The sequence below is a fragment of the Streptococcus pluranimalium genome, from assembly GCF_047785705.1.
In the GTDB taxonomy this organism is placed as follows: Bacteria; Bacillota; Bacilli; order Lactobacillales; family Streptococcaceae; genus Streptococcus; species Streptococcus pluranimalium_A.
On record NZ_JBLOJV010000024.1, the window covers coordinates 1 to 25,651 of the forward strand.

General features: G+C 42.2%; 24 protein-coding genes and 1 pseudogene. 22 read left to right on the forward strand and 3 right to left on the reverse strand.

Going from position 1 to position 25,651, the window contains the following annotated elements; translation table 11 throughout:
• Together tnpB and ACMZ6Z_RS06560 are read right to left on the reverse strand one after the other, a co-directional pair.
• Positions 1-274 (reverse strand): IS66 family insertion sequence element accessory protein TnpB (tnpB, locus tag ACMZ6Z_RS06555; protein ID WP_416131774.1); only part of this gene is annotated, 274 nt, incomplete at its 3' end.
• Between the two features lie 219 nt (positions 275-493).
• On the reverse strand, positions 494-670 hold the full coding sequence (locus ACMZ6Z_RS06560; protein WP_416131775.1) for a DUF3042 family protein: 177 nt from the start codon (positions 668-670) through the stop codon (positions 494-496).
• A 108-nt stretch (positions 671-778) separates the two neighbouring features.
• Between ACMZ6Z_RS06560 and miaA the strand changes: the two genes are divergently transcribed.
• The 21 genes and pseudogenes from miaA (at position 779) to ACMZ6Z_RS06665 (ending at position 19,618) form a co-directional block, all read left to right on the forward strand.
• The gene (gene miaA, locus ACMZ6Z_RS06565) at positions 779-1,672 is read left to right on the forward strand and encodes a tRNA (adenosine(37)-N6)-dimethylallyltransferase MiaA (RefSeq protein ID WP_416131776.1); all 894 of its coding nucleotides are present in this window, start codon (positions 779-781) and stop codon (positions 1,670-1,672) included.
• A gap of 103 nt (positions 1,673-1,775) precedes the next feature.
• Positions 1,776-3,017 carry a GTPase HflX gene (gene hflX / locus ACMZ6Z_RS06570; protein ID WP_416131777.1) on the forward strand — a complete coding sequence of 414 codons (1,242 nt, stop codon included), beginning with the start codon at positions 1,776-1,778 and terminating at the stop codon, positions 3,015-3,017.
• Positions 3,007-3,645 (forward strand): cystathionine beta-lyase, encoded by a 639-nt coding sequence (locus ACMZ6Z_RS06575; RefSeq protein ID WP_416131778.1) that lies wholly within the window; start codon positions 3,007-3,009, stop codon positions 3,643-3,645. Before hflX ends, ACMZ6Z_RS06575 begins: the two co-directional genes overlap by 11 nt.
• Positions 3,646-3,655: 10 nt before the next feature.
• Positions 3,656-4,585 carry a ribonuclease Z gene (gene rnz, locus ACMZ6Z_RS06580; protein WP_416131779.1) on the forward strand — a complete coding sequence of 310 codons (930 nt, stop codon included), beginning with the start codon at positions 3,656-3,658 and terminating at the stop codon, positions 4,583-4,585.
• A complete protein-coding gene (locus tag ACMZ6Z_RS06585; RefSeq protein ID WP_416131780.1) occupies positions 4,585-5,349 on the forward strand; it encodes an SDR family NAD(P)-dependent oxidoreductase in 765 nt (254 codons plus the stop codon). The genes rnz and ACMZ6Z_RS06585 overlap by 1 nt, the downstream gene beginning before the upstream one ends.
• 82 nt (positions 5,350-5,431) lie before the next feature.
• Positions 5,432-7,633: a single-stranded-DNA-specific exonuclease RecJ gene (gene recJ, locus ACMZ6Z_RS06590; RefSeq protein ID WP_416131781.1), complete on the forward strand. Its 2,202-nt coding sequence runs from the start codon at positions 5,432-5,434 to the stop codon at positions 7,631-7,633.
• A 3-nt stretch (positions 7,634-7,636) separates the two neighbouring features.
• A complete protein-coding gene (locus ACMZ6Z_RS06595; protein WP_416131782.1) occupies positions 7,637-7,993 on the forward strand; it encodes a hypothetical protein in 357 nt (118 codons plus the stop codon).
• 185 nt (positions 7,994-8,178) lie between these two features.
• Positions 8,179-8,697: an adenine phosphoribosyltransferase gene (locus ACMZ6Z_RS06600; protein WP_416131797.1), complete on the forward strand. Its 519-nt coding sequence runs from the start codon at positions 8,179-8,181 to the stop codon at positions 8,695-8,697.
• A 66-nt stretch (positions 8,698-8,763) separates the two neighbouring features.
• Positions 8,764-9,441 carry a DnaD domain-containing protein gene (locus ACMZ6Z_RS06605; RefSeq protein ID WP_416131783.1) on the forward strand — a complete coding sequence of 226 codons (678 nt, stop codon included), beginning with the start codon at positions 8,764-8,766 and terminating at the stop codon, positions 9,439-9,441.
• 135 nt (positions 9,442-9,576) lie between these two features.
• Positions 9,577-9,900, forward strand: a complete 324-nt coding sequence (locus ACMZ6Z_RS06610; RefSeq protein ID WP_416131784.1) for a PadR family transcriptional regulator — start codon at positions 9,577-9,579, stop codon at positions 9,898-9,900.
• Positions 9,900-10,514 (forward strand): DUF2812 domain-containing protein, encoded by a 615-nt coding sequence (locus tag ACMZ6Z_RS06615; protein WP_416131785.1) that lies wholly within the window; start codon positions 9,900-9,902, stop codon positions 10,512-10,514. Before ACMZ6Z_RS06610 ends, ACMZ6Z_RS06615 begins: the two co-directional genes overlap by 1 nt.
• 95 nt (positions 10,515-10,609) lie before the next feature.
• Positions 10,610-11,296, forward strand: a complete 687-nt coding sequence (locus tag ACMZ6Z_RS06620; protein WP_416131786.1) for a tRNA (adenine(22)-N(1))-methyltransferase — start codon at positions 10,610-10,612, stop codon at positions 11,294-11,296.
• Positions 11,286-12,074, forward strand: a complete 789-nt coding sequence (locus ACMZ6Z_RS06625; protein WP_416131787.1) for a Nif3-like dinuclear metal center hexameric protein — start codon at positions 11,286-11,288, stop codon at positions 12,072-12,074. Before ACMZ6Z_RS06620 ends, ACMZ6Z_RS06625 begins: the two co-directional genes overlap by 11 nt.
• 188 nt (positions 12,075-12,262) lie before the next feature.
• On the forward strand, positions 12,263-13,372 hold the full coding sequence (locus tag ACMZ6Z_RS06630) for an NAD(P)/FAD-dependent oxidoreductase (protein WP_416131788.1): 1,110 nt from the start codon (positions 12,263-12,265) through the stop codon (positions 13,370-13,372).
• A gap of 45 nt (positions 13,373-13,417) precedes the next feature.
• Complete coding sequence (gene rfbA, locus ACMZ6Z_RS06635) at positions 13,418-14,287, forward strand: glucose-1-phosphate thymidylyltransferase RfbA (protein WP_416131789.1); 870 nt, start codon at positions 13,418-13,420, stop codon at positions 14,285-14,287.
• Positions 14,287-14,880 carry a dTDP-4-dehydrorhamnose 3,5-epimerase family protein gene (locus ACMZ6Z_RS06640; protein WP_416131790.1) on the forward strand — a complete coding sequence of 198 codons (594 nt, stop codon included), beginning with the start codon at positions 14,287-14,289 and terminating at the stop codon, positions 14,878-14,880. Before rfbA ends, ACMZ6Z_RS06640 begins: the two co-directional genes overlap by 1 nt.
• 1 nt (position 14,881) lies before the next feature.
• Positions 14,882-15,374 (forward strand): annotated as a pseudogene (locus ACMZ6Z_RS06645) (phosphoribosylanthranilate isomerase).
• 189 nt (positions 15,375-15,563) lie between these two features.
• Positions 15,564-16,610, forward strand: a complete 1,047-nt coding sequence (gene rfbB / locus ACMZ6Z_RS06650) for a dTDP-glucose 4,6-dehydratase (protein WP_416131791.1) — start codon at positions 15,564-15,566, stop codon at positions 16,608-16,610.
• A gap of 107 nt (positions 16,611-16,717) precedes the next feature.
• Positions 16,718-17,218: an NUDIX hydrolase gene (locus ACMZ6Z_RS06655; protein WP_416131792.1), complete on the forward strand. Its 501-nt coding sequence runs from the start codon at positions 16,718-16,720 to the stop codon at positions 17,216-17,218.
• Positions 17,215-18,393, forward strand: coding sequence for an AI-2E family transporter (locus ACMZ6Z_RS06660; protein WP_416131793.1), 1,179 nt, complete (start codon positions 17,215-17,217; stop codon positions 18,391-18,393). The genes ACMZ6Z_RS06655 and ACMZ6Z_RS06660 overlap by 4 nt, the downstream gene beginning before the upstream one ends.
• A complete protein-coding gene (locus ACMZ6Z_RS06665; protein WP_416131794.1) occupies positions 18,383-19,618 on the forward strand; it encodes a tetratricopeptide repeat protein in 1,236 nt (411 codons plus the stop codon). The genes ACMZ6Z_RS06660 and ACMZ6Z_RS06665 overlap by 11 nt, the downstream gene beginning before the upstream one ends.
• Positions 19,619-19,797: 179 nt before the next feature.
• On the opposite strand, the gene ACMZ6Z_RS06670 is transcribed toward ACMZ6Z_RS06665, so the two are convergent.
• The gene (locus tag ACMZ6Z_RS06670; RefSeq protein WP_416131795.1) at positions 19,798-21,465 is read right to left on the reverse strand and encodes an Rqc2 family fibronectin-binding protein; all 1,668 of its coding nucleotides are present in this window, start codon (positions 21,463-21,465) and stop codon (positions 19,798-19,800) included.
• A gap of 219 nt (positions 21,466-21,684) precedes the next feature.
• Here ACMZ6Z_RS06670 and ACMZ6Z_RS06675 point away from each other — a divergent pair.
• A partial coding sequence (locus ACMZ6Z_RS06675) for an MSCRAMM family protein (protein WP_416131796.1) occupies positions 21,685-25,651 on the forward strand: 3,967 nt, incomplete at its 3' end.

The following is a 25,651-nucleotide window of genomic DNA, read 5'->3' on the forward strand; positions in this document are numbered from 1 at the left end:
GTTTTGTAGGTTTTATGTTAGGACTTATCGAAGATCCCTTCATGAGCCAGTCGACTTGTTCAGAACTCAAGGCTTTGACCTCCTGTTCATGGCTTGGCCAAGTGAGTATCCCATTTTCAAACCGTTTATAGAGCAACCAAAATTCTTGACCTGAGAAGGGATCAAGGTTGAAATGGCTTGTAACCAGATAAGCTAGTGAATCAATTCCTTGACGCATATCTGTCTTACCACAGACGATGTAAACTTGTCCTAAATCACTGAGTTGAATCGCCATCGAGAAGGTATTGCTCTATGACCATCCGACTAAGTAGCCTAGGGGAGGTCTATTTTGTCTCAGGCTCTTTCTTGAGGCAATTTTGTTCTATTCTTATTTCAGTTAACTATACTTGGTTATTGGACATTTACAGTTTGACGTCGTTTTAGGGACAAAAAAATGGCCCTCTGCTTGCTAACCTTGAAACCACAAGGACTAGCAAGCAGAGGGCTTATGAGATTAGCGTGCGACGCGACGGCGGGCAGCCTTCTTACGGTTTTCTTCGATGAAGGCTTCTTTTTCTTCTTCTGGATCGATAACGGTCTTTTTAAAGGCAAAGACAGCGCCAGCGACAGTAGCAACCGTAGCCACAATACCAGTAGCTAAGCCTTTAGCAAATGGAAACTTTTTAGACATGAGAATCTCCTCTTTCTATGAAAACAAGGCATCAAAACCTTGCGCTTCAATATGTTATAATACTATTATTATCTAAAAAATAGAAAAGAATAGCAAGTAAAACATATTATGACCATAAAAATAATTGTGATCGCAGGACCAACTGCAGTCGGTAAAACAGCTCTAGGGATTCGCTTGGCAAAAGCCTTTGATGGGGAGATCATCTCAGGCGATAGTCAGCAGGTTTATAAAGGTTTAGACATTGGAACAGCCAAGGCTAGTCCTAGGGAGCAGGCGGATGCCGTGCATCATCTGATTGATGTCCGTGAGGTGACGGAGACTTACTCGGCTTTTGACTTTGTCAAAGAGGCCAGACAGGCTATTGAGGCTATCCTGAGCCGAGGGAAACTTCCTATTATCGTCGGAGGGACGGGGCTTTACCTCCAAAGCCTGCTGGAGGGCTATCATCTAGGAGGTCAGCTTGATCAGGAGGCACTACTGGCTTATCGGCAAGAGCTGGAGCAGTTAGACGATGCGACCCTTTTTGAGCATCTTAGTCGGCAGGGCATAGCTATCTCAGAGCTCAATCGCCGCCGTGCCATACGTGCCTTGGAGCTAGATCGGTTTGGTCACGATTTGCATAATAACGAAACGGATTTTGATGCCTTGGTGATTGGACTGACCGATGAGCGACAAGCCCTCTACCAGCGTATCAACCAGCGTGTGGATACCATGCTTGAGCAAGGACTTCTGACAGAAGCCAAATGGCTCTATGATAACCACGCCAAGGCTCAAGCCGTACGAGGGATTGGCTATAAGGAGTTTTTCCCTTATTTTGCTGGTCAGGAGGATTTGGAAACATCCATCGCACGCCTAAAACAGCAGACCAGACGTTTTGCCAAACGACAGCTGACTTGGTTTCGTAATCGGATGACGGTTGATTTTCATCAAGTCTCTGAAGAAGACTGTTACGAACGGATTGTCCAAAAGGTCGAAGCCTTTTTAGCCAAAGACCCAGAGTAGACCAAACCTGCCAAGGGGATAAAAATATGCTATAATCTAGGTAATAGATAGTCGGTTAGGGCTATTATTTAGGATGATCAATAAGAGAGTAGGAGGTGAGTCCATGCACGACACACAGACAAAACAAGAGCGTGCTATTATTGTGGGTGTCGCCTTACAAGAGACAGAGCATTTTGAGATGTCGATGGCAGAACTGGCTAGTCTGGCGCAAACAGCAGGCGCAGAGGTGGTCAATACTTATAGCCAAAAGCGTGAGCGCTATGATAGTAAGACCTTTGTGGGGTCAGGCAAGTTAGAGGAAATCCGTCAGATGGTTGAGGCAGATGAGATTGATACGGTGATTGTCAATCATCGCTTGACGCCTCGCCAAAATACCAATTTGGAAGTGGCACTTGAGGTCAAGGTTATTGACCGTATGCAGTTGATTTTAGATATTTTTGCCATGAGAGCTCGTAGTCATGAGGGGAAATTGCAGGTGCATCTAGCTCAGCTCAAGTATATGTTGCCACGTTTGGCTGGTCAGGGAATTATGCTTAGCCGTCAGGCTGGTGGGATTGGTAGTCGTGGTCCAGGGGAAAGCCAGCTGGAGCTGAATCGCCGCTCGATTCGGCATCAGATTCATGACATTGAGCGACAGCTCAAGGTAGTGGAGAAAAACCGTCAGACCATTCGAGACAAGCGCTTGGACTCTGAGACCTTCAAAATTGGTTTGATCGGCTACACCAATGCTGGTAAGTCAACCATCATGAACCTTTTGACGGACAAGAAACAGTACGAAGCGAATGAGCTTTTTGCCACCCTTGATGCAACGACCAAGCAACTCTATCTAAAAGGACGATTTCAGGCAACCTTGACGGATACCGTAGGCTTTATTCAGGATTTGCCGACCGAATTGGTGGCAGCCTTCAAGTCTACACTAGAAGAAAGTCGCCACGTCGACTTACTCCTACATGTCATTGATGCTAGCGACCCCAATCATAGCGAGCATGAAAAGGTTGTTCTGACCATCCTCAAAGACTTGGATATGCTGGCTATTCCGCGCCTTGCCATCTACAACAAGATGGATAAGGTCGAGACCCTGACAGCGACAGCCTTTCCAAATATCCGCCTATCTGCGAGAGCTCAAGATGCCCGTCAGACTCTTCGTCATCTGCTGATTGATGAGATTAGAGACCTTTATGAGCCTTTCACCATCACAGTTGCCTCCAAAGACGCCTATAAGCTACATCAGCTTGAAAAAATAGTCCTTTTGGATCGCTATGACTTTGCAGAGCCAGTCGAGGAGATTTCTGGCCATATCGTCAGCCACAACAAGTGGCAGTTGGACGTGTTTTATGAGGAATGACATTGATTTAGCCCTCAAGTACGGTGGCTTCACCAGTCTTGATAAGGTTTATTTGGAGAAACAATTAGACGCCCTTGATGATCATAAAAAGTTGGCATTTATCACACCGCCTCCTAGTGTGATCAATGCTTACTTTGCAGAGCTCTATGATAAAAAAGGTCACGAAGCAGCGACAGCTTATTACCTAGAGATTTCAAAAGCCTTGGATCTATTTCAAGATAATCCCAGTTTTGCTGAGGAAAAACCTTTTGTGAGGCTAAACTTATCTGGCAAAGCCTATGGTTTTGCCTTTGAAAATGACTCTCAAGTGGCACAGGTTTTTTCGGAAAAGCCTGAACCCATCTCATCTGAGGTGATGCTTGAATTGGCGAGGATTTTTCCAGCCTATAAGGTCTATGAGGAAAATGACCGTATCAAAATGTCTCCGATGGCCTTTGATGAGCTTGAGGCTCAAGACATGACACCAGCGTCAGCTTTACTGAGTCAGGTTTACCACTACCCATCTGGTCTGGTCAAAATCACCAGTTTTAATCAAGATGAGCTGTCTGAATTGCTCCAAAACCATCAAGGCAAGGTCTACTATGGCTTTGAGCAGCGGCAGTACTTAGCTTATATCACACCAAATTAGAAGAGAAACGATGCAATTACAATTTTTAGGAACTGGAGCTGGGCAACCAGCCAAGGGGCGAAATGTCTCCAGTCTCGTCTTAAAACTATTAGATGAAATTAACGAAGTGTGGATGTTTGACTGTGGCGAGGGCACACAGCGTCAAATTTTAGAGACGACGATTAAACCACGTAAAATCAGCAAGATTTTTATCACGCACTTGCACGGTGATCATGTGCTAGGCTTGCCTGGTTTTCTCTCTAGTCGTGCCTTTCAGGCTAGCGAGGATCAGACAGACATTAGGATTTATGGTCCGCGGGGGATCAAGTCCTATGTCATGTCTAGCCTTCGGGTGACTGGCTCTCGATTGCCTTATCGCATTCACTTTCATGAGTTTGAAGCAGGTAACCTTGGTAAGATTTTGGAGACGGAAGCCTTTGAAGTCCATGCCTTGGAGCTGAATCACAGCATTTTTTGTGTCGGCTATCGTGTGGTTCAAAAGGATTTGGACGGTACCTTAGACGCTGAAGCCTTGAGCAAGGCTGGTGTCCCTTTTGGCCCACTTTTTGGCAAGGTCAAAAACGGACAAGATCTTGTGTTAGAAGATGGCACCAAAATCATTGCCAAAAACTTTGTGTCACCGCCTAAAAAGGGAAAAGTGGTGACGATTTTAGGGGACACGCGCTTGACAACAGCCAGTGTGCATCTTGCTTTGGGAGCTGATGTCTTGGTACACGAATCCACCTATGGCAAGGGCGATGAGGCCTTAGCCAAGGCTCATGCGCATTCGACCAACATGCAGGCGGCAGAGGTGGCCAAAGAGGCCTCAGCCAAGCGTCTCCTGCTCAACCATATCAGCCCACGCTTTCTCTCGCGCGATTGCCGCCAGATGGAGCGAGACGCCGCTCAAGTGTTTGAAGAGGTCAAGGTTGTTTTTGACTTGGAAGAGGTCGAGATCTAATGGCTGCACGTGTCATCCTTATCACCGGTGCTTCTGGAGGCATTGCCCAAGAGATCATTAAGCGCCTGACCAGAGAGGATCATGTGATCCTTTTAGGGCGTCAAGAGAGCAAACTCCAAGACTTGTATCGTCATGTTCCCAACAAAACCTGTATCGAACTAGACATCACCCAAGCAGATAGTCTTAGCCCTGTCATTGACCAGATCTATCAGCAGCATGGAGCTATTGATATTTTGATCAATAATGCTGGTTTTGGAACATTCAAAACCTTTGACGCTTATGCTATTGATGAGATTGAGGAGATGTTTGATGTCAACACCCTAGCAACGATTCATCTGTCACGTTTGATTGGTCAGCAGATGGCCAAGAGAGGATCAGGTCATATCATCACAATCGCTTCTATGGCAGGTCTGATGGCTTCTGCTAAAGCAACGATTTATGCGGCGACTAAGTTTGCAGTGATTGGCTTTTCCAATGCCCTGCGCTTGGAGTTGGCAGCGCATCAGGTCTATGTGACCACGGTCAATACAGGTCCTGTTGACACCCCATTTTTTGACAAGGCAGATCCGTCAGGACAATACCTCAAGAGTGTTGAGGCTTTTAGCCTTAAGCCAGATCATGTGGCTAAGAAAATCATCAAGATCATGGGAAAAAACAAGCGTGAGTTGAACCTGCCATTTGCCCTCAACATAGCGCATAAACTCTATAGCCTTTTCCCTTGGATGGGGGATTTTTTAGCGCGAACCCTATTTCATTACAAGTGATAGTGGCTTGATGGGAGAAAGCAATGGCGCTTCTTACAGAGGATGAGATTGCAGTTGTGTATAGAAAAGAGTAAAACCAGACATGATAAGGTCTAAATACAAGTGGCATCTTCAAACCACAAGGCCAGAAGATGACTTTTTAAGATTAGCAAAAAAACGTGGCTTGGATACGATTGCTGCCAAACTATTGGTTGATAGAGGCATTGCTAGCGAAGAAGCTTTGGAACATTTTTTAAAGGCTGATTTGTCGCAACTGCATGATCCTTTTTTGCTACACGGTATGGCAAAGGCTGTTAAGCGTATTCGTCAAGCTATTGAGCATCAAGAGCCCATTCTCGTTTACGGAGATTATGACGCTGATGGCATGACCAGTGCAAGCATTGTCAAGGAAGCCCTAGAAATGATGGGGGGAGACGTTCAAGTCTATCTGCCTAATCGCTTTACAGACGGTTACGGACCAAACCTTAGTGTCTACAAGTATTTTATTGAGCAAGAGGCTATCTCTTTGATCATTACCGTAGATAATGGTGTTTCAGGACATGAGGCGATTGCTTACGCTAAGGAGCAAGGGGTTGATGTGATTGTGACGGATCACCACAGCTTGCCCGAGACCCTGCCAGATGCCTTTGCCATTATTCACCCAGAGCATCCAGATGCCGACTACCCGTTTAAGCATTTGGCGGGTTGCGGCGTGGCCTTTAAGTTAGCCACAGCCCTGCTAGAATCCGTTCCGACAGACTTTTTGGACTTGGTTGCTATCGGGACTATAGCAGATATGGTTCATCTGAGAGATGAAAATCGCATCATGGTCAAGATAGGATTAGAGGTTCTCAAGCAAACAGAGCGTATCGGTCTTCAAGAGTTGCTGCAGCTTTCAGCGGTCAGTCCTGAAACTATCACAGAGGAGACCATTGGCTTTACCATCGCTCCTCAGCTTAATGCTTTAGGGCGCTTGGATGATCCCAATTCTGCTATTGAATTGTTGACTGGCTTTGATGATGAGGAAGCCAAAGCAATCGCTCTTGAGATACAGGCTAAAAATGAAGAGCGTAAAGTCTTGGTTCAGACTATTTATGAAGAAGCCTTGACCATGGTTGATAGGGCTAAGCCGGTTCAAGTATTGGCTAAAGAAGGCTGGCACCCAGGAGTCTTAGGGATTGTGGCAGGTAGGCTCTTGGAGACACTGTCTCAGACCGTTGTCATGCTGAGTATCACAGATGGTGTGGCTAAAGGCTCTGCTCGTAGTCTGGAAGTGCTCAATATCTTTGAAGCCTTAGACCAGCACCGGGAACTCTTGACAGCCTTTGGTGGTCATGCTGGTGCTGCTGGTATGACCTTGCCTGCTGATCATATAGCGTCTTTATCAAACGCTCTTTGCCAGTATGTCCATGATCAGGGGCTTGATATGAGTGTCAAAAACACCTTAAACCTTGATGAAGAGTTGGTCTTGGCTGAGCTAAGCCTCGAGTCGCTTAAGAGTTTAGAGAGATTGGCTCCTTTTGGCATGGCTAATAAAAAGCCCGTTTTCTGGCTAAAAGACTTTGAGGTCATTCAGGTTCGTCCCATGGGGCAAAAGAATGCTCACTTGAAACTCAAGGTTAGTCAAGATGGTGCTGCTTTTGATGTCATCGCCTTTAATCAAGGTGACTTAGCACAAGAATTTCAGCAAGCACAAAACCTTGAACTGGCTGTAACGCTCTCTGTCAACGTCTGGAATGGGCAAACCAGCCTACAGCTTATGCTGGTAGATGCTCGTGTAGAGGGGGTTCAACTCTTTGACAGTCGTTCCCAGAAGGCAAGTTTGCCTAGCCACGTTCCTATTTTAAGAGCTGATCTCGTTGGTAGTAAGTCTGCCATTATCTTGGACCTGCCAGACAATCCCGAAGATCTCAAAACATGGTTTAAGGCCAACAACTTAGAGACGATTTACTTTAAAAATAGGATAAAAGAACCTTATTACCTGTCAGGCTACGGCACAAGACAGCAGTTTGCCAAGTTATACAAAACCATCTATCAATTTCCAGAATGTGACATTCGCTACAAGTTAAAAGATCTAAGCCATTATCTCAAGATCGAGCCTTATCTGCTGATTAAAATGATTCATATTTTTGAAGAGTTAGGCTTTGTGACCATTGAGGATGGGATTATGATGGTCAATAAGGCTGCTGAGAAAAAAGCCATCGAAAGCAGTCAGATTTTTCAAGACCTAAAAAAAACAGTGGCCTACCAAGAATTGATGGCTTTGGGGACACCTCAGGATATCTATGATTGGTTAAGGGAGTAGCTTATGATGGATCTGGCGCGTCTCAATCTGTATCTGGCTGATGATGTCTTGACCATCAATGCTGACTATCTGCAATCCCTAAGGCTAGAAAGATCACAGAGCGATCAGCTTTCTTTTGGACAAATCTGCTTTAAGGCAACTTTTTGGCAGGAGAGGGGATTCTTTCCTGACCAGGGTTATTTGCTTGAAAAGGCTGTTTTAGGAAGGGCTATCCAGTCCCTATCACTGCTGAATCAAGAAGGGCAGTTGCGTTTTTATGATTTTCCTTGTGACTGGCTAGAAGCTGGCGTCAATAATTGTCAGACTGCAGGCTTACTAGCCGATGGTTCACTGCTGATTCAGCTAGGAGACCAGTCATGATTTTGTTTTTAGGCCTTGTTGGCTGATGTGGCTTTCAAATAGGCTTTCAGATAGCTGGGCATTTTAAGTTCTGAAAAATCATGGTATAATAGGATGTCAAAACAATTTTGAGGACACTCAAACATAGGAAAGGATAAGTGACTAGCTTTAAAAGCCTTTTTGTCATTGCTGGTCACCATAAGATTATGGATTTAACAAAATACATCGCTTCGATTGAGAACTACCCCCAAGAAGGCATCACTTTTCGTGATATTTCACCCTTGATGGCGGACGGTAAGGCTTATAACTATGCTGTTCGTGAGATTGCCCAATACGCCTGTGATCACGATATTGATATGATTGTAGGGCCTGAGGCGCGTGGGTTCATCATTGGTTGTCCAGTAGCTGTTGAGCTTGGTATTGGGTTTGCCCCTGTTCGTAAGCCAGGCAAGTTACCGCGAGCGGTTATCTCAGCTGACTATGAGAAAGAATATGGTCTTGATACCTTGACCATGCACGCAGATGCTATTAAGCCAGGGCAGCGTGTCTTGATTGTGGATGATCTTTTGGCGACTGGTGGAACAGTCAGGGCAACGATTGAGCTGGTCGAAAAACTTGGTGGGATCGTAGCAGGCTGTGCCTTCATGATAGAGCTTGACGGGCTTAATGGTCGTCAGACCATCGGTGATTACGATACCAAGGTGTTGATGAATTTTCCAGGTTAATGCCTTTAGCAACTGTCTTTAATCAAGATGACAAGCCAGTAATAATGATACATTGAGAGGATTTTGATGACTTATACCGAAGCCATGAAGCAAGGCCATCTGGTCTTGCCTGCTGCTTTACTGTTTCATTATCATGAGATTTTTGAGTCAGCTGAGGATTTTTTGGTTTGGCAATTCTTTTATTTTCAAAATACTAGCCACAAAGAAGAAATGGCTGCTAGTGAGATTGCTGATAGCATTGGCAAAACCGTTAGTGAGGTCAATCGGATTATTGCACGTCTGACCCAGCAAGAGCTTTTAGACATGAAGATTATTGATTTGGCGGGTGAGATTGAAACCATTTTTGACACCAGCCCTGCTCTGACGCGATTAGATCAGTTGTCTCATCCTGAAAAAGAGAGTCCTAAAGGCTCTGTCAATGCCCTTAAGGCGCTTGTTCAGGATTTTGAAAAGGAATTAGGTAGACTGCTTAGTCCTTTTGAGTTAGAGGATTTGACCAAGACCGTCAACGATGATGATGTCGATCCTGACTTAGTGCGTCAAGCCCTTCGCGAAGCGGTCTTTAATAATAAAACCAGCTGGAATTACATCAATGCCATCTTACGAAATTGGAAGCGTGATGGCATCACAACAGTAAGGCAGATCGAAGAGCGACGTCGACAACGTGACGAAGCAGACCCGTCTAAAGTAACGGTATCAGATGACTTCCTAAATGCCATGAGCATTTGGGGAAGTGATAACTGATGCTATCCTTGAGGAGATTAGGAAATGCTAATCTCTTTTTTGATGAGCAACTATACAGTTGACATGTATAGTTCGACGATATATAATAGTCTTATAAGATTGAATATAGCTTTTAAAGGAGGGGAGGAGAGCGTTTTGAAGCGATTGAAGGCCTTACCATTGACGGAAACTACTTATTATATTTTGTTGGCTTTGTTAGAACCAGGACACGGTTATCTCATCATGCAAAAGGTGGAGGAGATGAGCCAAGGAGATGTGCAAATAGCAGCTGGCACCATGTATGGCGCTATTGATAGTCTTTTAAAGTTGGGTTGGATTGTATCTGTTCCAAGCCATGACAAACGCCGAAAAGTCTATCAGACAACACACAAAGGTCAAGAAATCTTAACCTTAGAAATCCAGCGGCTAGAAAAATGCTTGTTAATCGCAAGCAAGACAGATTTGAAAGGAGAGCAGTGATGCGAAAAATCAACCTATTTTTTGGAGATATTGATAAAGAGGAAAAATGGATTAACAAGATTCAATCCCAAGGTTATGTTTTTGAAGGAACCACTGCTTATTTTCCGATTTATCGTTTTCGACAATCCAGGACTAGCCATTTTCCAGTGGTTAAGATTGATTTTAGATCTTTTAGAAAAAGTGAGGATTTCCACGATTACCGACAACTTTTTGAGGACTATGGCTGGGAGCATGTTGGTGGCTCAATCTGGTCAGGAGAACAGTATTTTCGTCAGAAAGCTCCCCATGTGTCAGATGAGATTTTTTCAGATGCGGCCTCAGTCTTTGACATGAAAAAAAGATTGTTACAACAGGTCGCTTTCTTGTTTGCCTTGTTTAGCCTAATAAGTTTATCACTCCTATTGACGGTTCAAAATGGTCAGTATCAGTCTTTAGTTACCCCAAAAACATGGTATCTAACCCCAGGCTTGTGGGACTTATCTGGCTGGCGTTTTTGGGTATCCTTTCTTTTTGAGACCCCCTTTGCCTTATTGAGAAGCCCTTTACTAACGCTTCTCTATCTTTTGATGGCAATTGGTTATGCAAAAACCTATCTAAAATATTATAATCGTTAAGGATAGCGAAACTATTTTAAGGATCACCACCCAAAGGAGGGTGGTTTTTTGATATAATAATAGTATTGTAAGAATGAAAGAGTAATCGCAAACACATGGAAATACAATTATCAAAAAGGCTTTCTGAGGTAGGACGGTTTGTGCCTAAAGGCGCCATTTTATTGGATGTCGGTAGTGATCATGCCTATCTCCCTCTGGCTTTATTAGAACAAGGTCATATTGAGCGCGCCATTGCTGGTGAAGTGGTGGAAGGTCCTTACCAGTCAGCTGTCAAAAATGTAGCTTCATCACCCTTATCAGATAAGATTGAGGTTCGCTTAGCCAATGGCTTAGCGGCATTTGAACCAAGTGATCAGGTGTCTGCCATCACGATTTGTGGCATGGGTGGTCGTTTGATTGCTGAGATTTTAGAAGTAGGCAAGGACAAGTTGACGACGGTTGAGCGTCTTATTTTACAACCCAATAATCGTGAGGATGATTTACGATGCTGGTTACAGGATAATGGTTTTGGCATTGTTTCAGAAACCATCCTAGCTGAAAACAACAAATACTATGAAATTATCGTGGCAGAACAAGGTCACGTGAGGCTATCAAGTCATGAATTACGCTTTGGTCCTTATCTTTTAAAAGACAAATCTGCTGTTTTTAGAACTAAGTGGCAAAGAGAATGGGATAAGTTAGCCTTTGCCCTCTCATCTGTACCAGAAGGTAAATCGGCAGAACGAGAGGTGCTTATGACAAAAATGGAGGCTATTAAGGAGGTTATTTCAGATGTTAGCTAAAGAGCTTATTGAAAGATATGAGCGTTATTGTCCGCCAGAGTTATCCCTGGAAGGCGATGTGGTTGGCCTCCAAATCGGCACTCTGGATAAGGATATCAAAAAGGTGATGGTGACGCTAGATGTCCGTGAAAACACGGTCGCAGAAGCCATCGCCGAAGGGGTCGATCTGATTATCACCAAGCACGCTCCTATTTTTAAGGGCATCAAGGACTTGGTGTCATCTCCACAGCGTGATATTCTTTTGGATTTGGTCAAGCATGATATTGCGGTTTATGTCAGCCACACCAATATTGATATTATTTCAGGCGGTCTCAATGATTGGTTTTGTGAGATTTTAGGGATTGAGCATACAGAACCCTTGTCCTTGACCACAGATCAAGTGGGTATTGGAAGAATTGGTGAGATTTCTGAGCAGACTTTGGAGGATTTTGCCAAAAAAATCAAAATCTCTTTTGGTTTAGATAGTGTGAGATTAGTGCGTTATGAGCGTGCAAATCCGCTGGTTTCTCGGGTTGCCATTTGTGGTGGGTCAGGGCAGTCTTTTTATCAGGAGGCTTTGGCTAAGGGAGCAGATGTCTATGTCACAGGGGATATTTACTACCATACTGCCCAGGAAATGCTGACGGATGGGCTTTATGCCATTGATCCTGGTCATCATATCGAGGTGCTGTTTATTTCTGAAATCGCCAAACGATTGCGTCAGTGGCAACTAGAGCAAAAATGGAATCTTGATATCATTGAGAGTCAGTCATCGACCAATCCCTTTTCTCATCTATGAGCTAGTTTTGGTCTTTGTGCTAGTGATGTTATGGCATTTCCTCCCTAAGGCAATCGTTTTTTACTGTGACAAGTTTTGTTCTTATATGAGGATTTGTCTCGTTTATTTTTGCGCTTTAGGAAGCATCAGTTAGGATGTGTTTCATTCTTATGCTAAGTTCAATTATTTCATCTTAATGAGGAGGTCTTATGAAAGTTGCTATTATTGGTGCAGGGATTGTCGGATCGACAGCTGCCTATTACCTCTCAAAAGAAGCCAATGTGCATGTGACTGTTTTTGATCATGGTCTTGGTCAAGCGACTAAGGCGGCAGCAGGTATCATTTGCCCCTGGTTTTCACGTCGTCGTCATAAGGCTTGGTATCAGATGGCAAGGTTAGGAGCAGACCTATACCCTCAACTGATTTTGGATTTGCAAAAGGATGGGTTTGAGACGTCCTTTTACAAGCAAGTCGGTATTTTTCTTCACAAAAAAACACCAGAACATTTTCAAGACTTGTATCATTTAGCTCACAGTCGTCTGGCAGAGTCGCCACTGATAGGTGATTTAAGGATTTTATCTGAAGAAGCCATCAAAAAAGCCTTTCCTGATTTACAAACTAAGGGTCAGATGCTCTATGCCTCAGGAGCTGCTAGGCTAGATGGTGCGGCTTTGACAAGAACCTTACTGGCAGCATCTGGTTGCTCAGTTATTCGCAAAAAGGTAAATCTAGCAGAGCTAGCAGAAGGCTATCAAATCGATGGTCAGATGTTTGATAGAGTCATCTTAGCAGCCGGAGCCTGGCTGGGTAACCTGTTAGAGCCCTTAGGTTATGAGGTTGATGTCAGACCTCAAAAGGGGCAATTATTAGACTATGTGTTTGAGGATTATCAGACAGAGCATCTACCTGTTTTTATGCCAGAGGGTGAGATCGATGTGATTCCTTTTGATCATGGTAGGGTGTCAGTTGGAGCTAGCCATGAAAATGACAAAGGCTTTGATCTGACAGTGGATCACGAGGTTCTGGAGCGTTTAGCATCGGATGCCAGAGTATTTTTCCCGAAGATAGATCAAGCTATCTCAAAAACGAGTCGGGTTGGCATCAGAGCCTATACCAGTGACTTTTCACCCTTTTATGGGCAAGTTCCAGGTCTACCAGGTCTCTATGCAGCGAGTGGTCTAGGCTCTTCAGGATTGACAACAGGACCGTTTATTGCTAAATGTCTCGTTGAAAGCCTTCTCACAAATACTATTAGTTCAGAAATAAGCACCGATAACATCAGTCATTACCTCAAGCCCAAAACTGACAAGTCCGTTTAAAAATGGTAAAATAAATTGATGATAAGACAAGGAGTTCTTTTAGATATGAAAGGTATCATTTTAGCAGGGGGGTCTGGTACTAGGCTTTACCCACTCACACGTGCTGCGTCCAAGCAGCTCATGCCTATTTATGATAAACCAATGATTTTTTATCCTCTATCAACCTTGATGTTGGCGGGTATTAAGGATATTTTGATTATTTCAACGCCACAAGATTTGCCACGTTTTCGTGACTTGCTAGGTGATGGGTCAGAGCTTGGGATTGAGTTATCCTACGCGGAACAACCAAGTCCAGATGGTCTAGCTCAGGCCTTTATTATTGGTGAGGACTTCATTGGCGATGACAATGTCGCCTTGGTACTTGGTGATAATATTTATCACGGCAATGGCTTGACGAAGATGTTGCAACGTGCTGCATCAAAAACATCTGGAGCGACTGTTTTTGGTTATCAAGTCAAAGACCCAGAGCGCTTTGGTGTTGTTGCGTTTGATGAAAAGATGAATGCCATCTCTATTGAGGAAAAACCAGAAGAACCAAAATCAAACTTTGCGGTTACTGGTCTTTATTTCTACGATAATGATGTGGTAGAAATTGCTAAAAATATCAAGCCAAGTCCTCGCGGAGAGCTGGAAATCACAGATGTGAATAAGGCTTATCTTGAACGTGGCGATTTGTCAGTAGAGTTGATGGGGCGTGGTTTTGCATGGTTGGACACAGGGACTCATGAGTCTCTTCTTGAGGCTAGCCAGTACATTGAAACCGTTCAACGCTTGCAAAATGTTCAGGTCGCAAATCTTGAGGAAATTGCTTACCGTATGGGTTACATTACGAAAGAGCAAGTCCTTGAGTTGGCACAACCTCTTAAGAAAAATGAATATGGGCAATACTTGCTCCGTTTGATTGGAGAAGCTTGATGACACAACCATTTTTTGATAAGGCATTATCTTGTCGTGAGATTGCAGCTATTCCAGGACTCTTGGAGTTTGATATTCCTGTTCGCGGGGACAATCGTGGCTGGTTCAAAGAGAATTTCCAAAAAGAAAAGATGATCCCCTTAGGCTTTCCGGAACGTTTTTTTAGAGAAGGCAAGCTGCAAAATAACATTTCCTTTAACAAAAGGCATACCTTGCGTGGTTTGCATGCTGAACCTTGGGATAAGTATGTGTCGATTGCTGATGAGGGACTGGTTATTGGGTCATGGGTAGATTTGCGTGAGGGTGAAACTTTTGGCAATACTTATCAGACCCTGATTGATGCGTCTAAGGGCATCTTTGTCCCTCGCGGTGTGGCTAATGGTTTTCAGGTGCTTTCTGAAAAAGCAGCCTATACCTACTTGGTCAATGACTACTGGGCCATGGAACTCAAGCCTAAATACGCTTTTGTCAATTATGCCGATGAAACACTTGGTATCAAGTGGGAACATTTAGCAGAAGCCCAAGTCTCAGAAGCAGATAAAAATCACCCGATGCTAAAAGATGTCAAACCTTTAAAGAAAAAAGATTTATAAAATGTTTGAGAGCTTTTTGGAAATTGCAGAGCGACTCAATCATATTGGGATTACACCGCTTCTGATGGGCAGTCTAGGCTTAGAAATGCGAACTGGAAAAAGTTGGAATCCACAGGATATAGACATTCACGTCCGTCCCTAGTGATCCTAGAGGTTGGGAGGCACCTGATGAAGGAAGGATTTACCAGTTTGATGAACTCAATCTCATTATGGAAGCATTAGGCTATCATTTGGTCGACAGACATGAACATGAATTTCAGAAAAGTAATCTTTCCGTGGAATTCGGAGGTATTCATTCTCTACCAGCCTTTGCTGGTGTAGCCTTAGATGATCTAGAAGAAATAGAGAATCAGGGCATTCGTTATTACCTTCCTACTTTGGAACAATACCTCAACATTTACCAAGCTTCTTCTAAAGATAGCTATCGCGCAGAAAACAACAACCAGAAAGATTTTGACAAAATTGACTGTTTAAAAGAAATCTTGAAGAAATAGAGCGAGCGAAGCGAGCTTATAAAAGGGAGTTGCTGCCGTAGCGAGAGTACCCGAACTGTTTAAACAGTTCGGGTACAGGGGATTTTCGAGACAGTAGACTCGAAAATAAGTAATGAAACGCCGAAGGCGGTTGCTTGCGCCCCCCGCTACCTAAGGCAACTCCAAAAAAAGAAAAAATTGGAGAAAACAATGTTCAAACATATCATCGTCACAGGTGGAGCTGGTTTCATTGGCTCAAACTTTGTGCACTACGTTTACAATAATCACCCAGAAGTCCATGTGACGGTTCTGGACAAATTGACCTATGCTGGTAACCGTGCCAACTTGGAGAGTATCTTGGGCGACCGTGTAGAGCTAGTTGTCGGGGATATCGCAGATAGCCAGTTGGTTGACAAATTAGCTGCCAAGGCAGATGCTATTGTTCACTACGCGGCAGAAAGCCACAACGACAACTCTTTAAATGATCCAAGTCCATTTATTCATACCAACTTTATCGGAACTTATACCCTACTTGAGGCAGCTCGTAAGTACGATATTCGCTTCCACCATGTGTCGACAGATGAAGTTTATGGTGATTTACCACTTCGTGAGGATTTGCCAGGTCATGGTGACGGTCCAGGTGAAAAGTTCACTGCAGAAACCAACTATAACCCATCATCACCTTATTCATCAACCAAGGCTGCGTCAGACTTGATTGTTAAAGCCTGGGTACGTTCATTTGGTGTGAAAGCAACTATCTCAAACTGTTCTAATAACTATGGGCCTTACCAACACATTGAAAAATTCATTCCACGTCAAATCACCAATATCTTGGCAGGTATCAAGCCAAAGCTATATGGCGATGGTAAAAATGTGCGTGACTGGATTCATACCAATGATCACTCAACGGGTGTCTGGGCAATTTTAACCAAGGGACGTATGGGCGAAACCTACCTCATCGGTGCTGATGGTGAAAAAAATAATAAAGAAGTCCTTGAGTTAATTCTTGATAAAATGGGACAGCCTAAAGATGCCTATGACCATGTTACCGATCGTGCTGGTCATGATTTACGCTATGCGATTGATTCTAGTAAACTCCGTGAGGAGCTTGGCTGGGAGCCTCAGTTCACTAATTTTTCTGAAGGGTTAGAAGATACTATCGCATGGTATCAAGATAATCAAGACTGGTGGCAGACTGAAAAAGCTGCTGTCGAAGCCAAATATGCTGAAACACAGCAAGTAATCAACAAAGGCTAACCTCCAAAAAAACTTGTCAGTTCAATCAGAAATGGGCAAGTTTTTTGCTAGTCACATCACTACAGGTGAGACGTAAAGAGTAGAGAGATAAGAATGAAAGGGATCATATGACCAAACTAGCGACGATTTGCTACATTGATAATGGTAGAGAGTTTTTGCTTATGCACCGTCATAAAAAAGATAATGATGTGCATAAGGGCAAATGGATTTCAGTGGGTGGTAAATTAGAACCAGGAGAATCCCCAGAGGAGTGTGCCATTCGTGAAATTTTTGAAGAGACACACCTAAGGGTAAAGCAGATGGATTTTAGAGGTGTAGTTGTTTTCCCAAACTTCACCCCAGGCCATGACTGGTACACTTATGTGTTTAAGGTGACAGATTTTGAGGGAGACTTGATTTCAGATGAACACTCACTTGAGGGGACTTTGGAGTGGGTTCCTTATGATAAGGTAATGGAAAAACCCACATGGGAGGGGGATTATCACCTCTTTAAATGGTTGCTAGAGGATGCTCCCTTCTTTTCAGCCAAATTTACCTATCAAGACACGAAACTAATCCACAAAGATGTGACCTTTTATCACAAGAATAATGAAAAGGAGTTAAAATGACCTCATCAGAAGAGCCTAAAAAACCCTTGAGCTGGTTTTTCAAATGGTTTTTAAATAACAAAGGAACGATGATTTTAGTCATCAGCCTTCTATTTTTTCTCAATCTTTTTTTACTCACTAAAATAGCTTATTTGTTTAAGCCAGTGGTTGATTTTTTAACCATTATCATGTTGCCCATCGTTCTATCGGCTTTACTCTATTATTTGTTAAAACCCTTGGTTGATTGTTTAGAAAGCCGTCTTCGTCTCAACCGAACAGTCTCGATTGCTCTTGTCTTTATGTTCATGATGTCCTTGATGATTTGGGGCATCGCAGTCTTAGTTCCTGCACTTGAGCAACAATTAAGTAACTTGCTTCTCAACCTACCGACTTATCTTGAAGATATTGAGGGTCAGTTGACTCATTTGATTGACAATCGTGCCTTAAATGGTGTCACCATTGAATTGCAAAACATCATCAATAGCTTGTCGGATAATATTATTAGCTATGCCCAAAGATTATCCACTTCCTTAGTGACTTGGGCAGGCGATTTTGCTTCGACGGTCGCTCGAGTAGCTGTTGCTATTTTGATTTCGCCCTTTATTCTTTTTTATTTATTAAGAGATAGCAATCATTTAAAGGGTTATGTGGTTCAGTTTTTACCGCCTAAGTTGAGACAACCTACAGCGCGTGTCTTATCCAAAATCAATCAGCAGCTATCTGGCTATGTCCAAGGTCAGGTTCTTGTTGCCATTGCTGTAGGAGCTATGTTTTCACTGATGTATAGCATCGTTGGTTTGAGGTATGGTGTGACGCTAGGGATTGTTGCGGGTGTTTTAAACCTCGTTCCTTATCTGGGGAGCTTTCTGGCACAAGTTCCTGTCTTTATCTTAGCAGCTATTTCAGGCCCTACCATGCTTCTCAATGTTACGGTTATTTTTGTTATCGAGCAAACCTTGGAAGGTCGTATTATCAGCCCTCTAGTCTTGGGAAGTAAGCTGAGTATTCATCCCATTACCATACTATTTGTACTATTGACAGCGGGTTCTTTATTCGGCGTTTGGGGTGTCTTTTTAGCCATTCCGATTTACGCCTCTGTCAAAGTGGTTGCGATTGAGATTTTTAATTGGTACAAGGTTGTTAGTGGTCTCTATCAGGCAGATTTTATTGAGGAGCATTCAGATCATGTGGAATAGTGACAAAATGGTGACATCCATTCAAAGCCAAGATCTTGAACAAGCAGACCAGTATTTTGAGCGTGCGCTCAAAGAAGATGATGCCCAAGTTCTCCTAGAATTGGGCGCCTATTTGGAGGGTATAGGCTTTTTGCCACAAGCTAAGCGTCTTTATGAGCAGCTACGTGAGGTGTTTTCAGAAGTGAATCTCAATCTAGCCCAAATTGCTGCTGAAGATGGTGAATTAGAAGAAGCCTTTTTATACCTTGATGCTATTGATCCTGATTCTGAGGATTACGTCAACGCCTTGGTCATTATGGCAGATCTTTATCAGATGGAAGGGCTAGCAGATGTGGCAATAAATAAGCTAGAGCAAGCCCTATCTTTATCGGATGAACCGCTGATTCGCTTTGGTCTTGCTGAGATGCAAATGGAAGTCGGTGAGGTTAAAGCAGCGATAAGCCATTACGCTGCTCTTGATAACCGTGAGATTCTAGCGCTAACAGGTGTCTCCACCTATGAGCGTATCGGACATGCTTATGCAGCCTTGGGCAAGTTTGAGGCTGCTATTGACTTTTTGGAGAAAGCAGTAGAGATTGCCTACGACGATCAGAGTGTTTTTGAGTTGGCGATATTATTGTTTGACCAAGAAGCCTACCAAAGAGCTAACTTATACTTTAAGCAACTGGATCTTATGAATCCTGATTTTATGGGGTATGAGTACTACTATGCCCAGTCTTTACGTAAAGAGCATCAATTAAAAGAGGCTCTTACACTGGCGCAACAAGGTCTATCTAAAAACGCCTATGATAGCCAGTTGTTATTGCTAGCGTCTCAACTAGCCTATGAAAATCATGAGCCAAACCTCTCGGAATCCTATCTTTTATCAGCTAGAGACTTAGCTGAAGATCTGGAAGAAGTAAGTCTACGCTTGTCCAATTTGTACTTGGAAGAAGAGCGTTATGAGGAGGTTTTACATTTGGCTGAAGACGAAACACACCATCTTATCACCAAATGGAATATGGCCAAGGCTCATCAAGCCTTAGATCAGGATGACCAGGCTCTTCTGATTTATGAAGACTTAGCTGATGAGTTGAATGACAATCCTGAATTTTTAGAGGATTATGCTCATATCTTAAAGACATTTGGGAATCATCAAAAAGCCAAAGAATTGGCTAAACGTTACCTCAAGATGGTTCCTGATGACATCTACATGCAACAATTTTTAGACAATCAAGATCTCTAAAAAAGAGTAGAACAGACATCGGTAGCTACTGATGTTTGTTTCACTCTTTCATAGAGATAAGACTAAGAGGTCAGGACAAATGCTTACTCCGCTTGATAGGGAGCAATTCATTTGGTCTTGACCTCTTTTTGACTTGTGGCAGCTGATGTCCATCAGATGCTTTAGTTGAGTTCGCGTTTTTATTTGGTTTCTTTTAGACGCATGTTCATTATTTTTTCTTCAACGGGAGTGACGCGAAGTGTTTTTTGACCAGTGTAGGTCACAAAGCCTGGCTTAGCAGCTGTTGGCTTGTGTAGTTTTTTGGCTTCAATCATATCTACTTGCACCAGATTTGATAAGCGTGCTTTTGAGTAATAGGCGGCCAATTCAGCGGCGTCGGTTTTAACCTCATCACTTGGGTTAAGATTATCCTTGATGAGGACATGGCTACCTGGAATATCCTTAGCATGAAACCAGAGTTCGCCTTTTTTTGCCATTTTGAAGCTTAGTTCTTCATTTTGGAGGTTATTTCGTCCGACCAAGATCAGGGTTTTGCCATCAGATGCTAGGTATTGCTCTGGCTTTTTGCGTTTATGGGTTTTGTCTTTTGAACGGCGTTTTATGACTTTTGACTCAATGAGCTCTTCTCTAATTTCATCAATGGCTTCGATCGTTGCCTGAGAAAGATTGACCTCAACGCTTTCAAAATAAGCAATGGTTTGCTTAGTTTCCTCAATCAGCCCTTTGAGGTGTTTGACAGCCTCTTTGAGTTTTTGGTATTTCTTGAAGTAACGTTGGGCATTTTGATTGGGCGTCAGAGCAAGGTCAAGGGTGATGGTGGTCGGCTTGCCGGTGTAGTAGTTATCAAGGGTGACACTTTCTTGATCATTTGGGACTAGGCTTAGGTAGGTGGTCAAGAGTTCGCCTTTTTGACGAAACGCTTCGGCAGATTCTGTCTCGGCTAGCTCGGCCTCTTGTTTGAGCAGTTTTTTACGATTTTTTTCTAATTCATGATGGACTCGGTGGATGAGGTCACTGGCTTGTTGGTTGATACGATCTCTTTGGGCTTTTTCCTGAAAATAATAATCCATCAAAAGAGATAAGGATTCAAAACTTTCCTTGGAGTTTGAAAAAGTCACGGCTGAGAAGGCTTTTTCCGTTAAGTTGGGATGGAGAGCTTGATTAAAAAAGGCTCTAAAAGTTTTTAACTTTTGATCGGCTACCTCAAGTTGGTGAGAGAGTTCTTGAGCGGTATCTCTACCAAGACCTTGAAAGGCTTGTTGGAGATTTTTGGCAGTTAAATCAGTGGTCTGTAAGATTTCAAATAATGTCTCATCTGCAATGGTGAAGGGATTGAGGGCAGAAGTCTTTGGTGGGGCGATGTAAGTCGATCCTGGTAGGATGGTTCGATAGGCATTTTGTGAGAAACCGATATGCTTGATGGATTCGATAATTCTGTTTTCATGTTTATCCATCAAGATAATATTGCTATGTTTGCCCATGATTTCAACGATCAGTGTCACCTTAATATGATCACCAATGTCATTTTTATTGGAGATGGTTATTTCTAAAATCCGATCGTTTTCGATCTGCTCGATCGTTTCAATGATCGCACCCTGTAAGTATTTACGCATTATCATGGTAAAGGTATTGGGATTTTGCGGGTTTTGAAAGTCAGCCTCTGTGATTTGCACCCGACCAAAGACAGGGTGGGCAGATAAGAGTAATTTATAGTTTTGACGATTGTTACGAATGGTTAGAACCAACTCTTTCTCAAAAGGTTGATTGACCTTTTGAATACGCCCGAATAAAATAGTGGCCTGCAGTTCCTTAGTGAGGTGATGTAAAAAAAAGCCATCAAAAGACATAAACGCCTCCTTAGTTGTAGTCTTTTCATTATAGCACAAGTTTTCTAAAAGAAGGAGTTGCATAGGATGGCTAAGCTGAGAAATGGTTTGATATTATTTTTAGTGATTTTTTGACAATTTCAAGCGTAGAAAGGTTGACTTTGAGGGCTATAGAGGTATAATGATAGGGTGGATAGATGCCATGATGAAAAAGAGAGATATAATACAAAGGAGACTATTGTGAAAACAAAAGTAAAACTTCTAGTACTACTAGGATTTTTGGTTAGTGTCTTGGGAGGAGCAGCTATTTTTGCTCAAACACCTGATACGGCTAAAGTCCAGTATAAACTAGGAACCTTGCAAAATGGTAAAATCAGTGAACAAACTGATTTTGAAGTCGGTTTACCTATTCCAGCAGTGGCTGATGTGGCAGTTTCAGGAGCCCCTCAGCTGGCAAATGCAAAAATTCGGCTTACTGTCCCTAAACTAGGTGGTAAGTTAGAATTTACAACAGCTGCAAAATTTTTGGAAATTTTAGGGTATTCTAATCAGTTGACAGAAGATGATGCCAACTGGTACATGACTTATGGTGGGGACATGCAGTCTTTTAGGGCAACTTTGGAATTCCCTTTTAGATTTAAGGATGGTGTTGCTGGAAATGGCGATACGGCTACTGTCAAATTAGAGATTTTAGATGCTAATCAAGCTGATCAAGTGCTTTACGAAACGACTAAGACTTATAAGGCAATCAGTAACGAAAAACCATATAATGATAGCACGTTTCAACTGTTAGAAAGCGGTAATAAAGTAACACCTTTTGATGATAACTTGCCACTAAAAGGCAATCGTCTTTACACTTACACAGAGACGGTACCACAAAATCAAATCGAAACAACTGGAAGTTACTACTTTATTGTCGGAAGTGCCTTTGACTATCCAAATGAACACAATACTAAACTAGGTTTAGACCTTCCGGAAAATATTGTTTATGAAATTGCCTTACCTAAAGAATTAGAATACAATCCTAAAACCAGTCAACTAAGAAATGGACAATACGATCCACAAACCCATACGGTAACTTTAACGGTTGCAGGTGCGCAATCCACAAAAATGACTTGGTATGACAATCGTGGTCGATATTACATCGAAAACTATGCCAATGCTCATTTTACTTCTGGAACGATAAATGTTAACAAGGTGAAGTTTGATCAAACTTATACACTTAAAGCTAAGTATACCTATAACAAAGGATTGCCAAATGAATACACCTTACCAGAAAGAACGGTGTATGTGAGGCATCAAAAGGCGGCTTTTCAAGCAACCCATAATGGTACCCCAGTAGGAAAAGCGGTTTTAGAAGGGACTGCTGACATTAACGGGGTTAGAGCCCATGTCGGTAATGGCAATTATAAGGTAGCTGAAGGCGGTGTTTATGATAGTTGGCAAACACTACAAAACTCTCTAGGGATGCTAGCCATTGGGACAGTGACAAATGTTAACAACGGTTCAGACATCAATGTGGCAACTGGTGGAAGAACATCTGCCCTCTATGCCATTCAAGATAACTTAGAAGTTACTACTAACAATCAGCCAAATAAAGAGGATAAACGAACTTACTATAAGTTTTTCCGCTTAACATCAGCCGAACAAAGTCGAGATGCCAAAAATAAGTTATCCAAAGAAGAAAATGAGGCGGTGCTTGGTCAAGTCAAAGATGCGGCTGAAAAAAATACGCTTTATGGTGTCATGGCAGACGGCACTAAAGAAGTTATAAAGCAAAATATTACTTTAGGTGAATTTGTACCGATTGACGATGTTAATCAAAAATATACCAATCTTTATTTGGCATTTGAAAATCCGATTATTTTGAACAATACGACCCTAACATATCATGTTGGTAAGATGCCAACGGTCGAAGAAATGACAAAAATTGAAGATGGAACCTACAATTATCAACCACAAAAATATTATACGTCAGCTAGTTTTATCATTCATGATGAAAATACCAATCACCCTGCAACAGCCGATGCCGCTAAACAAAAAGACAGTGGCATAACCACAAATGTTCTATCATTAAGTAATCCGCAAATTCAATATGTTGGCTCATCTGGGTCACAAGAAATAATTTATAGCAAAGATGGCACAACGTTTAAGCAAAATGCACAAGTGTTGCTAACAGATTTTTATTTAGGTAGTAAAGGTAAAGAAGATTTTAATGTTAAAGTTATTAAATTGTTACCACCAGGTTATGAGTATGTCAGTCATGAAAGTTTACCTCATCCACAACGATATTATGCACTTTATGGTAAGACTATTGAAGAGCCACAAATTATCCGTAACTACAAAGATACTGGTAAAACGGCGGTTATTTACAGTCTTGATATGAATTATCAAAAGCAGGATCGCGTATATGCCAATATCAATACTAATATTAAGATTATAGACCAAGCACCAGAAGGACAATCAACCATTGAAACATACGTAGTTTGGGAAAAAGATAAGGAAATCAAACCGGATATTTACCAAACGGGTTATCATTATACAGATGTCCTTGATATTAATAATGATGGTAATACAAATCAAAGATTCCTTTTGGCAAAAAATACGGTGAACTATCGTTTGCCACTCGTGATTAGTTTGTCCAAAGGAGTGTCGACGCAAGCCGATGGTCCCTATCATTTTGATGCCACTGGGGACTTAGGCGCAAGTGCCTATTATAGACTCAATATCTTTAACAATACGATTAGTAAAGCTGATTCCGTTAGTTTGATTGATGTCTTACCTGCAATTGGAGATCATCGGATTGTATCGAATCAAGATGGTGCTTATTTGCCACGTCAATCAGCCTTTGGCACACCACTTAATAGCTTTATAGAGGATTTGCCAGAAAATAATGCTTTATTAGCCTTATTTGATGTCTTTTACCAAGTCACACCACAAGGGTCGAATTTGGCTTCTGTTCGAGATGGTCAATGGCTGACTAAAGACCAAGTGATCAATGTTAAATCCGTTAAATCAATTAAATATGTTCTGAAACAAGGAAAATCATTAGGTGTTGGTCAGACTGTTAGTGCTTATCTTAAAGTAGATATTCCAAAAGAGACTGGTCATGAGAAAGTTGGGCAAAAGGCGATTAATACAGTAGCTTTTTCTATAGATGATAACAATTATCTTGAAAGCAATCCGACATCTTTGGCCTTTGCTAAATACACGGTTTCAGGTATTTACTTTGAAGATGTTAGTCAAAATGGCTTCAAAGATCCTGATGAAAAACCAGTTGCGAATCAAATCGTTGAGTTGATAGATGAAGAAACGGGTGAGGTTGCTTTGGGGATTGATAATCAACCGTTACGTACAACAACTCAAGATAATGGTGAGTATCGTTTTATCCTATATAAACGTGGTAACTACCGCGTGCGATTTACGAAAAGGCCAGACCAAACCTTTTCAGATGTGACTACTATGACTGACAGTAATAGTAATCATTTGGAAGTGATTGAAAATGACCAAGCGAAAACAAAAGTTGTCACAATCAATCCTGCTAATCCAAATATTCAGTTAAACGGTGCGCTTTTGATTGAAAAACGTGATATTGAAGTCATTAAGCAGGATCAAGATAACAAAGCTTTACTAGGTGCTGTGTTTGAGTTACAAGAAATGAGTGGTCAAGTTTTACAAACACAAACAACCAATGATGAAGGGAAGCTAACTTTCTCAAAGGTACCATTTGGTCAATATAAAATCATTGAAAAAACAGCACCAACAGGTTATCAAATTGATGAAATCAATGGTCGAGAAATCACAGTCGGTAAAGACCCGATAACGCTGGCACCATTTATGAACACTCTGATTAAAGGAAGTGTTCGTTTGACTAAGGTTGATGCGGAGAAGACCGATAAAACATTAGAGAATGTAACGTTTGCCCTAAAACAAGGAGATCAAACCAAATATCAAGAAATCACCAATAATGAGGGTATCGCTACTTTTGAAAATGTGTTACAAGGCGAGTACACCTTAGTAGAGTTAATCACTCAACCAGACTACATCCTTTCAAAAGAAACTAAGACGGTTCGCATTGACACCCATGGACAAGTCATTGATTTAGGTCAAATTGGTAACACAATCAAAAAAAGCACGGTTACAACCAAGTATGTGAACGAAGCAGGCGACGAAATTAAAGTTGCAGATACGCAAGAAAATCTAGCCG

Bases quoted from the DNA above. Each gene is read 5' to 3' on its own strand.
- ACMZ6Z_RS06560 (WP_416131775.1), bottom strand. From the start codon at position 670: ATGTCTAAAAAGTTTCCATTTGCTAAAGGCTTAGCTACTGGTATTGTG.
- miaA (WP_416131776.1), top strand. From the start codon at position 779: ATGACCATAAAAATAATTGTGATCGCAGGACCAACTGCAGTCGGTAAA.
- hflX (WP_416131777.1), top strand. From the start codon at position 1,776: ATGCACGACACACAGACAAAACAAGAGCGTGCTATTATTGTGGGTGTC.
- ACMZ6Z_RS06575 (WP_416131778.1), top strand. From the start codon at position 3,007: ATGAGGAATGACATTGATTTAGCCCTCAAGTACGGTGGCTTCACCAGT.
- rnz (WP_416131779.1), top strand. From the start codon at position 3,656: ATGCAATTACAATTTTTAGGAACTGGAGCTGGGCAACCAGCCAAGGGG.
- ACMZ6Z_RS06585 (WP_416131780.1), top strand. From the start codon at position 4,585: ATGGCTGCACGTGTCATCCTTATCACCGGTGCTTCTGGAGGCATTGCC.
- recJ (WP_416131781.1), top strand. From the start codon at position 5,432: ATGATAAGGTCTAAATACAAGTGGCATCTTCAAACCACAAGGCCAGAA.
- ACMZ6Z_RS06595 (WP_416131782.1), top strand. From the start codon at position 7,637: ATGATGGATCTGGCGCGTCTCAATCTGTATCTGGCTGATGATGTCTTG.
- ACMZ6Z_RS06600 (WP_416131797.1), top strand. From the start codon at position 8,179: ATGGATTTAACAAAATACATCGCTTCGATTGAGAACTACCCCCAAGAA.
- ACMZ6Z_RS06605 (WP_416131783.1), top strand. From the start codon at position 8,764: ATGACTTATACCGAAGCCATGAAGCAAGGCCATCTGGTCTTGCCTGCT.
- ACMZ6Z_RS06615 (WP_416131785.1), top strand. From the start codon at position 9,900: ATGCGAAAAATCAACCTATTTTTTGGAGATATTGATAAAGAGGAAAAA.
- ACMZ6Z_RS06620 (WP_416131786.1), top strand. From the start codon at position 10,610: ATGGAAATACAATTATCAAAAAGGCTTTCTGAGGTAGGACGGTTTGTG.
- ACMZ6Z_RS06625 (WP_416131787.1), top strand. From the start codon at position 11,286: ATGTTAGCTAAAGAGCTTATTGAAAGATATGAGCGTTATTGTCCGCCA.
- ACMZ6Z_RS06630 (WP_416131788.1), top strand. From the start codon at position 12,263: ATGAAAGTTGCTATTATTGGTGCAGGGATTGTCGGATCGACAGCTGCC.
- rfbA (WP_416131789.1), top strand. From the start codon at position 13,418: ATGAAAGGTATCATTTTAGCAGGGGGGTCTGGTACTAGGCTTTACCCA.
- ACMZ6Z_RS06640 (WP_416131790.1), top strand. From the start codon at position 14,287: ATGACACAACCATTTTTTGATAAGGCATTATCTTGTCGTGAGATTGCA.
- rfbB (WP_416131791.1), top strand. From the start codon at position 15,564: ATGTTCAAACATATCATCGTCACAGGTGGAGCTGGTTTCATTGGCTCA.
- ACMZ6Z_RS06655 (WP_416131792.1), top strand. From the start codon at position 16,718: ATGACCAAACTAGCGACGATTTGCTACATTGATAATGGTAGAGAGTTT.
- ACMZ6Z_RS06660 (WP_416131793.1), top strand. From the start codon at position 17,215: ATGACCTCATCAGAAGAGCCTAAAAAACCCTTGAGCTGGTTTTTCAAA.
- ACMZ6Z_RS06665 (WP_416131794.1), top strand. From the start codon at position 18,383: ATGTGGAATAGTGACAAAATGGTGACATCCATTCAAAGCCAAGATCTT.
- ACMZ6Z_RS06670 (WP_416131795.1), bottom strand. From the start codon at position 21,465: ATGTCTTTTGATGGCTTTTTTTTACATCACCTCACTAAGGAACTGCAG.